The organism is Microcystis sp. M53602_WE12 (assembly GCF_030065455.1).
Lineage (GTDB): Bacteria > Cyanobacteriota > Cyanobacteriia > Cyanobacteriales > Microcystaceae > Microcystis > Microcystis aeruginosa.
Genome location: NZ_JASJFB010000050.1, coordinates 1 through 10,913 on the forward strand (window position 1 = coordinate 1; position 10,913 = coordinate 10,913).

Annotated in this window: 10 protein-coding genes; 6 read left to right on the forward strand and 4 right to left on the reverse strand. The window is 42.8% G+C overall.

Annotation, left to right across the window (positions count from 1 at the left end):
- Positions 1-182: 182 nt before the first annotated feature.
- Complete coding sequence (locus PX482_RS02210) at positions 183-383, reverse strand: type II toxin-antitoxin system VapC family toxin (RefSeq protein WP_002763255.1); 201 nt, start codon at positions 381-383, stop codon at positions 183-185.
- A 4-nt stretch (positions 384-387) separates the two neighbouring features.
- Positions 388-621, reverse strand: coding sequence for a hypothetical protein (locus PX482_RS02215; RefSeq protein WP_288094118.1), 234 nt, complete (start codon positions 619-621; stop codon positions 388-390).
- A gap of 643 nt (positions 622-1,264) precedes the next feature.
- Between PX482_RS02215 and ilvD the strand changes: the two genes are divergently transcribed.
- The 6 genes from ilvD to PX482_RS02245 all read left to right on the forward strand — a co-directional run bounded on the left by ilvD (position 1,265) and on the right by PX482_RS02245 (position 8,394).
- Positions 1,265-2,950, forward strand: coding sequence for a dihydroxy-acid dehydratase (gene ilvD / locus PX482_RS02220; RefSeq protein ID WP_002734426.1), 1,686 nt, complete (start codon positions 1,265-1,267; stop codon positions 2,948-2,950).
- A 329-nt stretch (positions 2,951-3,279) separates the two neighbouring features.
- A complete protein-coding gene (locus PX482_RS02225) occupies positions 3,280-4,140 on the forward strand; it encodes a tetratricopeptide repeat protein (protein WP_288122019.1) in 861 nt (286 codons plus the stop codon).
- 336 nt (positions 4,141-4,476) lie between these two features.
- Positions 4,477-4,911, forward strand: coding sequence for a ferritin-like domain-containing protein (locus tag PX482_RS02230; RefSeq protein WP_002731529.1), 435 nt, complete (start codon positions 4,477-4,479; stop codon positions 4,909-4,911).
- 34 nt (positions 4,912-4,945) lie between these two features.
- Positions 4,946-5,872, forward strand: a complete 927-nt coding sequence (locus PX482_RS02235) for an FTR1 family iron permease (RefSeq protein ID WP_288025216.1) — start codon at positions 4,946-4,948, stop codon at positions 5,870-5,872.
- A gap of 268 nt (positions 5,873-6,140) precedes the next feature.
- Complete coding sequence (locus tag PX482_RS02240) at positions 6,141-7,754, forward strand: ABC transporter substrate-binding protein (RefSeq protein ID WP_288025213.1); 1,614 nt, start codon at positions 6,141-6,143, stop codon at positions 7,752-7,754.
- Between the two features lie 193 nt (positions 7,755-7,947).
- A complete protein-coding gene (locus PX482_RS02245; RefSeq protein WP_043999476.1) occupies positions 7,948-8,394 on the forward strand; it encodes a hypothetical protein in 447 nt (148 codons plus the stop codon).
- A 306-nt stretch (positions 8,395-8,700) separates the two neighbouring features.
- On the opposite strand, the gene PX482_RS02250 is transcribed toward PX482_RS02245, so the two are convergent.
- Together PX482_RS02250 and PX482_RS02255 are read right to left on the reverse strand one after the other, a co-directional pair.
- The gene (locus PX482_RS02250; protein WP_288122020.1) at positions 8,701-9,939 is read right to left on the reverse strand and encodes a DNA cytosine methyltransferase; all 1,239 of its coding nucleotides are present in this window, start codon (positions 9,937-9,939) and stop codon (positions 8,701-8,703) included.
- Positions 9,940-9,987: 48 nt separating this feature from the next.
- A complete protein-coding gene (locus PX482_RS02255; protein WP_002763247.1) occupies positions 9,988-10,767 on the reverse strand; it encodes a hypothetical protein in 780 nt (259 codons plus the stop codon).
- Positions 10,768-10,913: the final 146 nt, after the last annotated feature.

Sequence of the window (10,913 nt, forward strand, 5' to 3'; positions counted from 1 at the left end):
AGGGTCTGCTGAAAAGGTTTTCCCTGGTGGCAGGGTGTGGGGTTTTACCGGTTTTGAGGTGGCCAATTACCTAATTTTCAGGGAAAAAGTACCTGAATTTTCCCCCCAATCACTCCAAAGGTCGGCACTTTTTGAGGGAAAACAAGTCTAAAAACCCTATCCAACAAGGTTTTTAGATTTATTCAGCAAACCCTAAATAATTCTAAAACCGAAGGGATTGATGTTCTGCCTCGCTCAACAATCCAAGCCGCTTCAGCTAAAACAATAGCCGGTAAAACTAATTCACTGTTCGGGTCAGAAAGGATCGTTTTGGCATTTTTTCCCAATCGGGGATTCCCTTCTAAAAACCAAATTAAGGCGTGAGTATCCAGCACATATTTCATCGGTTTAAGACCAATCTAAGTGGTCATCTGCATCGCCCTGAAATTCGGCGAATGAAAAATCTTCTTCTGTAGATTGATAATCCCCCGTGAACATTCCAAAGCACATTAATTTGGGATATTTTTGGATTGGTTTATCTTCTAAAAATGTGATAATAACTGAACTTTCTTCTAGGTTATTGGGAGTTTCTAAAAGCTCGAACTTTCCTTGTCTATAAATGCCTTTAACTGATTGTAGCATTGACTTAGTTTCCTAATTGTTAATTAAGTTTTGGAGATAGTCTATCTAATTTTACCTTAAATATTTTCTGGAAGCATCTCAATTTTGCCAGTGGAGTGACAGCATAACCCCTTCCTATATAATAAAATGTTAAGTTTAGACTCGGCTTGAGCTATGTCTTTTAGCCTATAACAGTTTCTATCTTCTTGTCAAACCAAGGATTCTAACTATTTTTTGAGATAACTTTAAGTCTCAATATCTTCCTTGATTGTTACTATTTTTACATAACTACTCTAGGAGAGCCTTTATGGTTTATCTGAGTTAAGTATGCTAAAATGATAACACCGCTTCATTAAAAACTGATTTGAGCCAATTGTTTTTATTACAAATATTTTACACACTTCAAGCAAGAGGGCTACACCACTACTACCAAATCATTACCGTCCGCACCAACCACCATCGACAAAGAAGCGTCAGAAACTCGCCCCTTGGCGAAGCGGTGGGGAATAGTTCATTACTCCCACAGTTTTATATTTTCTTTAGAGATGGACTGTCCTAAAACCTGCTCAGAGCGGCCAAAAGTCAGAAAATAGAAATAAAGGTGCGATTGGAGAACTTGAGCAGCGATCGCACACATCAGCCGCCATTGGAGAAAGATAAAGTTATGGCAGATAACTACAGAAGTCGCATTGTTACCCAAGGTACCCAACGCAGTCCGAATCGGGCCATGTTAAGAGCGGTAGGTTTTGGGGATGAGGACTTTAGCAAACCAATCATCGGCATCGCTAACGGATTTAGCACCATTACCCCCTGTAACATGGGAATTAATGATTTAGCAATGCGTGCCGAAGCAGCCACCAGATTAGCGGGGGGAATGCCGCAACTTTTCGGGACTATCACCATTAGTGACGGGATTTCCATGGGAACAGAAGGGATGAAATATTCTCTCGTTTCTAGGGAAGTAATCGCCGATTCCATTGAAACCGTCTGTAATGGACAAAGTCTCGATGGAGTCCTCGCTATCGGGGGTTGTGACAAAAATATGCCGGGGGCAATGATTGCCATGGCCCGGATGAATATTCCCGCTATTTTCGTCTATGGTGGCACGATTAAACCGGGGCGCTACAAAGATTGCGATTTAACCGTGGTCAGTTCCTTTGAAGCCGTGGGACAGTACAGCGCCGGTAAAATCAGTGAAGAAGACCTCATCGGAATTGAACGCAACGCTTGCCCCGGGGCCGGTTCCTGTGGTGGAATGTTTACTGCTAATACCATGTCTTCCATTTTTGAAGCCATGGGGATGAGTTTACCCTACTCCTCGACCATGGCCGCCGAAGATGAGGAAAAAGCCGATAGTACCGAAGAATCGGCCAAGGTTTTGGTCGAGGCGGTTAGAAAACAGATTCTCCCTAGCCAAATTTTGACCCGTAAAGCCTTTGAAAACGCCATTTCGGTAATTATGGCGGTGGGAGGTTCCACTAACGCTGTGCTGCACCTTTTAGCCATTTCCCGCACCATCGGGGTAGAATTATCGATCGATGATTTTGAAACTATCCGGCAGCGTGTACCGGTTATCTGCGATCTTAAACCCTCCGGGCGTTACGTTACCGTGGATCTGCATAAAGCTGGCGGTATTCCCCAAGTGATGAAAATTCTCCTGGTTAATGGTTTACTACACGGGGATGCTCTCACCATTAGCGGTCAGACTATCGCCGAGATTTTAGCCGATATTCCCGACCAACCGCCCTCAGGCCAAGATGTTATCCGTCCTTTTAGCAATCCTGTCTATAAAGAGGGTCATTTAGCCATTTTAAAAGGAAATCTGGCCACAGAGGGGGCCGTGGCCAAAATTAGCGGCGTGAAAACTCCGGTCATCACCGGACCGGCGCGGGTGTTTGAGTCGGAAGAAACCTGTTTAGAGGCAATTTTAGCCGGAAAAATTCAAGCCGGGGATGTGGTGGTTGTCCGTTACGAGGGACCGGTAGGCGGACCGGGTATGCGGGAAATGTTAGCCCCCACTTCGGCAATTATCGGCGCCGGTTTAGGGGATTCCGTGGGATTAATTACCGATGGTCGTTTTTCCGGGGGAACCTATGGCATGGTGGTCGGTCACGTCGCTCCAGAAGCGGCGGTGGGTGGTACAATTGCCCTAGTCGAGGAGGGGGATCAAATCACTATTGATGCTCGTCAGCGTCTCTTGCAGTTAAATGTATCGGAGGAAGAATTAACCCGTCGTCGTCACCATTGGCAACCGCGCCCCCCACGCTATAAAACGGGAATTCTCGGCAAATTCGCCAAGTTAGTCTCCTCTAGCAGTCTCGGCGCTTTAACGGATTTGAATCTGTTCTAAAAGTATAACTAGGGTTTGCGGCAAAAAGCTTTTCCTGGGGGCAGGGTGTGGGGTGTGGGGTGTAGGGTGTGGGGTTTTATCGATTTTCAGGTGGTCAACTACCTAATTTTCAGGGAAAAAGCACCCACTGCTCACCCAACACTCCCACTGATAACTGATAACTGATAACTGATAAGACTGACGGCTCTAATTAAGTAGGTGGGTGGAATTAAATATAAGATGAACGTAGGTTGGGTTGAAGCATGAAACCCAACCCCCGCATGGGTTACGCTACCGCTAACCCATCCTACAAATAATTGTGCCTCCCTACTTACTATCGATTAATAACTATGACCTATCTACTCACTGTCTATCGAGCGCTCGAATGCCGTCCGGATACCTATCGGGACTGGTATGACCAAGGCAATATTTTAAAAGAAAGAATGGACTATTTTGGAGCCTTAATCAGCTACGAAAAAGCCTTAGAATATTATCCAGATGATTATTGGGCATGGTACAAAAGGGGTATGATACTAGAAGACTTGGGAATGTATGAAGAAGCGGCTCAAAGTTATGCTAACGCCGCACAGGTAAAGGATGATAACTATTGGGCTTGGTACGATCAAGGTTGTGTTTATCTACAGGAATTAAAGGACTACGAAAAAGCGATCGCTTGTTTTCAACGGGCCCTAAGTCATAGTCCGGGGGACTATTGGGCGGCCTACCGGCAAGGGGAGGCCTATCGATTGCTGAAAAATTACGAACGCGCTATCACTTCCTATGATCTGGCCCTGGGGGCGCGACCCCGGGATTATTGGGCCTGGTATCGTCGCGGCGACGCTTTCCGGGATTGGGGCAATCCCCAAGAGGCTTTATTTAATTATCGTACCGCCCTCGATATCCGACCGCAAGATTACTGGTCCTGGTATCAACAGGGTGTGATCTTACAGGAATTACAGCGTTTACCAGAAGCGATCGCCTGTTATGAAGAATCGTTAAAAATCGATCAAGATGATCGCTATGCGTGGTATAATGCCGCCTGCTGTTATGCCGCCCTCGGTCAACAACAAAAAGCGATCGACTGTTTACGCGAAGCCATGGACATAGAACCGGATATATGTGGCGAATTAGCGCGTAATAACTTTGTTTTCGATGGTTTAAGGCAAAATGAAACCTTTAATGACCTCTTGAGTTGCTATTCCCCCAGCTAAAATCTTTTTGCATTACCTAGGGTTTGCTGAAAGGGTTTTTCGTGGGGTGTGTGGGATTTTAGGCATTTTCAGGAAAAAGTGCCTAAAAATTCCCCCCGATTGCTCAAATGGCTGGCAGTTTTTTGACGGCAAAAAAGCCTAAAGATATTATACTAAATCCGGTTATCAAAAACTGATTATTTATTCTCCCTATTGCCTATTGCCTATTGCCTTTTGCCTGTTCTCATACATAGCCCATACTCAACGGATTTAGTATTAGCCAACAAGGTTTTTAGATTCATTTAGCCGGTTTGGATTAGCTACAATTGCAATTAGAGAAAAATTATTGAGAATCTTATGCGAGAACTAGACAGAGACAAAACCATCGAACAACTGAACGAAATCATGGAATTTGAACTAGCGGGAGTTGTCCGTTACACCCACTATTCCCTGATGGTGACAGGTCCCCATCGCATCCCTATCGTCCAATTTTTCCAGACTCAGGCCACGGAGTCCCTCACCCACGCGCAACAAGTCGGGGAAATTCTCACCGGTTTAGAAGGTCATCCTAGCTTAAAAATTGCCCCCATCGAGGAAAGCTATGAACACAATATCAAAGCAATCTTGAGTGAGAGCCTCAATCATGAGAAAAAATCCCTTGATTTGTACAAAGCACTCCTAGAAACCGTCGAAGATGCCAGTATTTACCTAGAAGAATTCGCTCGCGGTATGATCGGACAAGAAGAATTACACAATCTGGAAATTCGCAAGATGCTGCGGGATTTTGCTTGAGCTAGGATCAAAGCTAGAGTTTATCCACTAGCTTATGAATCTTAGTTCCGCTTTACCCACTTTTATTATCACTCTCCGGGAAGGTTTCGAGGCCGCTTTAGTGGTGGGAATTGTCCTCGCTTGTTTACAAAAATCGGGTCGATCGCAACTTAACTCATGGGTGTATCGTGGTATTGGTGCGGGAGTGGTCGCTAGTGTTTTGGTCGGTATTTTGCTAGGGGGAATCCTTTTGCAAGTGGATGCTTCTCCTAGTCCATTCGTACCAATGCTCAAGGAATTACTGGCCGCCACTTTTGGACTGATTGCCGTTTTGATGTTGAGTTGGATGTTAATTTGGATGACTCAACAGGCCAAATCTTTGAAATCTGAGGTAGAAAGTGCGGTAAAAGCGGGTTTAAAATCGGAAAATGGGGCAGGAAAAGCGATTTTTCTGCTCGTTTTTATCGCTGTCTTGCGAGAGGGATTTGAAACTGTCCTCTTTATCCTGGCCCAATTCCAAAAAGATTGGCAGATCCAAACCTTCGGTGCGATAGCGGGGTTAAGTATGGCGACTTTGTTGGGAATTCTCCTATTTGCGGGGGGAGTAAAAATTAATATCCGTCTCTTTTTCCAAATTATGGGGACTTTCCTCCTCTTAATCGTTGCGGGATTACTCATCGGTGTTTTGAAACATATCGACGCAGGAATCAGTCTTTTAAGTGAAATTGACCCTTTTTATCGCCATTTCTGTCCTTCTCTCCCCTCCTCCTGTCTTCTCGGTTTTCAAGTTTGGGACGGTTCCCAAATTTTGAGCGATCGCACTTTCCCCGGACTCCTCCTCAAATCTCTGTTTGGTTATCGTCAAAACCTCTATATCAGTCAAATTGTTGCCTATATCCTCTTTTTACTGCTTATCGGTGGCCTCTATTTCCAAAGCTTACGACAACGTCCTCTATCTACTTTATCAGGCCCTAGGGAATAGTTAAGAGGGAAATGGGGAAGTGGGGAAGTGGAGAGATGGGGGGTTGGGAATAATGAATTATGAAGTGGGGTGTGGGGTGTGGGGTGTGGGGTGTGGGGTGTGGGAATAATGAATTATGAATTATGAATTATGAAGTGGGAATTGGGAATTGGGGAGAATACTAACTCCTGACTCCTGACTCCTATCTCCTATCTCCTGTCTCCTGTCTCCTGACTCCTATCTCCTGACTCCTAACCCCACCAACAAACTTTTTCAGCAAACCCTAATCATGACTACTTGGCAATGTGACGGTATCCCTAAAGATGGTAAAACTTATCCGCAAGCGATTGCGGGAGGTCATGAACCCTGCGAAAATACTACTCCTGATTGTCCTATCTGTGGCCTACCTAGGGAAGCGATGGATCCCGTAACAACGACGGTTAAAACCACGGTGGTGGTGTCCCCGGGGGGTACAACTAGAGTCGGCCAAAAATCTAACTGGTTACTTCCCTTCGCTTTGATAATTACCGCTTTAACCGCAGGTTTAGGGGGTTGGAGTCTATTGCAAATGCTCATTCCCAAACCCGATACTTCCCCAGTTGTCGGGGAAAAAACCCCAGATAGGCAATCTAAGGCAACTTTTGTGAGTAATACGGCTAAAAATCCCGATTTATTTAGCCAAGGTGAGAAAATACTGCTTAATTCCACTCCTAACAAAGAAAAAGGCGCAGCGGCCTTTAAAAAGGAAGATTGGGCAAATGCGATCGCAGTTTACCAACTGGCGGCCACTCCCCAAGCAAACGATCCGGAGGGCAAAATCTATTACAATAACGCCAAAGCTAGACAAAAGGGTAATAAACATACTATAGCCGTCGTTGTCCCCATCGCTAACGACCCCAACAGCGCCAAGGAAATTCTCCGAGGTGTGGCAAGGTATCAAGAGGAGTTTAATAATTCTAATCCGGGTAATCCTTTGGAAATAGTCATCGCTAATGATGGTGGTGGGTTACAATCAAAAGCGATAGCCGATGATCTGATTCAATCCGGTCAAGTTTTGGCAGTTATGGGCCACGGAATCGATCCTTTTAGTCAAAAAGCGATTGAAAGTTACGAAAAAGAAGGATTAGCGATTCTTTCTCCCCTGACTACCAGTGTCAGTCAAACGGGAAATGCAACCCTGAAAACTATTCCCCTTAAAGATAAATCTCAGGAAGTTTTAGGCAGTTATCTGGAAGCAGTGGCCAAAACTTTGGCTAATTATGCTAGTCAGCAAGAGAAGTCTCCCTCAGTGGTTCTTTTTTATAATTCCGATAGTCCCTATAGTCAAAAATTAAGGGATTCCTTTGCTAAAGCAATAAAGCAACCAGGAGGCAAGATAGTTAAGGAAATAGACACAACTAAAGCCAATTTTAATGCTAAAACTGCCATAGATCAGGCAAGACAAGCCGGCGCTAAGGTGGTATTTTTGGCCTTGAGTAAAGATGGCGATCGCATTGATCAAGCCGTGGCTATTGCCCAAGAATCGTCTGGAATGCTATTATTAGGCGGAAATGAACTTTATACACCCGATATCCTTATTCAAGGAGCAGATAGCATCGACGGATTAGTTCTAGCAGTACCTTGGAGTTTCCAAGCAACGGATCCTTTTGCTAAAGATGCGCTGAAAAGTTGGCGCGGTCGCGTCAGTTGGCGTACTGCTACCGCCTACGATAGTATGAAAGTATTAGGGGAAGCGATCGCTAAAAGTTCTGACCGTGCTACTGTAGTCGAAACTTTAAATCGAGGAATCACCTTGCAGGGAAGCACCACGGATTTTAACATTTTTAATCAAGTTCCCTTGGTGCGTGCTAATCGCGGCAATGAGGGGCCAAAGGGTTCTCAATATCAATTCGATCCTAAGTAGGTAGGCGTTAAAAATTATCAGATGCCCCCCTTATCAAGGGGGGATTAAGGGGGGACTAAGGGGGGATCGGCACCCCCCTTATCAAGGGGGGCAGGGGGGATCGAACCTAAAATCCATTTTTAATTTAATTATAACCAGCTACTTATCTAAAATAGATAATGTGATGTCGAGGAGTAGAATCAAGTCTAATTTTATGAACAATATCTTACCCATCCTAGCTTTGTTAATGTCGGTGTCGGGAATTGCCGTGTCTTTGGGACGGGAGGAAGTCCGATGTCATCTCGGTTTAGAATCGGCAGCCTGTCCCCAGGAAGAACAAAAAACCAGGGAAGACACCCCCGCAACTACCCCCGCAACTACCCCAGAATCTCCCCGGATAGAAGAAACTCCCGCGGAAAGTACCCGTAATATCGAACCTTCCCCCGAAGTTTCCCCCTCTCCTGAAAGGGAAACCCCGGTGGAATTCACCCCCATCCCGGAAAATAACCCCAGTCCAGAAGCACCCCCCGAAAATCCCCCCACCTCAGAAACCAAAGCGGTGGAAAAAACTCCAGATGCAGAACAAAGTCCCGATGTCAATCCATCTAAAGATGGAGAAACTGAAAGTATTCCATTAGAGGTTATTCCCCCCGGACAGTAAAATCGGACAAAATCAATTTCTGGTGGGGTAGGGTTGATTCATGAATCAACCCTACAGATCCCGGACAGTAAAATCGGACAAAATCAATTTCTGGCTGAGGATAGGAACTCATGCAAGAAGTAGTTATACTAAATCTGGTTATTAAAGACTGATTATTCATTCCCCTTTTTGCATGAGTGCATGAGTAGAAAACGGGTTTCTCGGAGAAACCCGTTTTCTGTGCGTTACTCAACGGATTTAGTATAACTACTTAATTTTTCTGCTGCTGTTGCTGATTAGGTAAAAACTATTTACTTTTAGTCAAAATTAATTAACTTCTAATCCCGGAATGCTTAACTGTTCGGTTTTTGGCTGTGTTTCCCCCAGATAATCCCCCTGCAACATATTAATTAAACAGCCACCAAGATGATAGGCCATATTCACGGGAACCGCGTTACCAATCTGTCGATATTGAGAGGTTAAATTACCGGTAAATTGCCAATCATCGGGAAAGGACTGCACTCGTGCATATTCTCTCACAGTCAGAGGACGAGTTTCTTGGGGATGACATCTTTCTGTTTGGGTTTGTGCCGGACTACAGGTAATAGTTAAAGCCGGTTCATCCCAAGATAATCTTTTAGCATATCCTGTCCGTCCGCCGTGATTTTTGAGACTATTTTTCATATATTCTTTTTGAATATCCATCGGCAAATTCCGCCAATTTCCTCCTGCGGGAACTAAGGACATAATCTCTTTTTTTCTTTCTTTATATTCTACTCCTGGAGAACTGGGACAATTCTCTAGGGCTTTTTTCAGAGAAATAGTATAGTTTCTATATTGGGGAAAAATCGGTTTAATATTTAGATCTTGACGGGTGGCGATAATAATTAATCTTTCTCTTTTTTGGGGAACATCAAGAAATTGAGCCGATAAAACTTGATAAGCAGCATAATAACCGATTTCCTGTAAAGCTTGCAGCATTAATTGGAGGGGTTCTCCTTTTTTATTGCTTAATAATCCTCGAACATTTTCGGCTATAGCGATTTTAGGTTGCACTTCCTGTAAACAACGAGCAAATTCAAAAAATAAGCTCCCTCTCAAATCTTCTAATCCTTTCCCTAACCCAGCATAACTAAAAGGTTGGCAGGGAAAACCTCCAGCTACAATATCTATTTTGTCTCTAAAATTGGAAAATTTAATCTTTTTTATGTCTTGATTTATAACATTCCATTGCGGTCGATTAAGTCTTAAAGTATTAACACAATCTTGATTAATTTCCACCAGTAATTGCGTTTTTAGTCCCGCATTTTCTAAACCTAAAGCCATACCACCACAGCCAGCAAATAATTCGATAACCGTGTAATTAGTTGGCTCAACAGTTTGTAAAATTCTCAATTCTCTGGGGGATTGGTTATTTTTAAGATTGGTTAATTGCTCGAGATCAAATAACCAATCAACTTGATTGATTTTCTGACCTTTGATTAATTTTTTCTTTTGCCATGTTAGTATTTCTGCGGTAGTTACACCGAGAATATTAGCGGCTTTTTGTAGATTTACCTGAGTCATAACCAATAATTAACAACTTATCTACCTCTCTATTATACATCAAAGTAGCTAAACTTGATAAAGTTTTTTTTCGATTTTCCTGACTGTCATCTTTAACTTATTCAGGATAGTTTCATAATCTAAGTCCAACATTGACCAAAAAGCTTGCCCTGCTAATAGCTCAATATTATTCTCTTTAGCTTTGGTTTTGCTAATTGTCCAAGAATTGCCCATATCTAAAGCAGCGGCAAAAACTGAGTTAGGATGTATTTTAAATTCATTGATACTCCGATCACTCTGGCTACCAGTAAGAGTATCTTTTTTAGTTTTTAATTGAGTGTATTTGATTATTCCTTGATTAAAAACTACTAAATCCACACCTTTGATTTTAAAATTTAGAATTTTTTCTGGTACAAAAACCTGTGAACTAATAGAAGCAATTTCTTCTAAAGTATGACCTAGACTTTCCGAGATAAGATTGACATATTTATTCGATAAGTACAAGTTTTCACATTGAGCAAACTCAAAAATATTTTTAAATCCTTTCTTCTTTTTGAGAGATATATTTTTAAAATCCTGTTTTTCTTTCAGGATTTTTTCAACTACTTTAGACTGGAACTCCTCCAAAGCATCATCGATTTTTTGATCCCTATTGTCTGCAATGTCTGTGTCTGTTTTTCTATTTTCTTGAAAATATTCAAAAATGAAATCATCAATTAGACGACAAATTTGATAAGTATCTACCAAGTCATGAGTAACAAAGGTAGGAATTTTGATCGCAGGTTTCTGTAAATTAATTTCTTCTAATAATTGGGTCAAGTTATGGCGATAAGAGTATAAATAGCTCATTATAGTTAGGGTTTGCTGAATAAATATAAAAACCTTGTTGGATAATACTTTTAGACTTTTTTGACCTCAAAAAGTGCCGACCATTGGAGTGATTGAGGGGAAAATTCAGGTACTTTTTCCCTGAAAATTAGGTAGTTGACCACCTG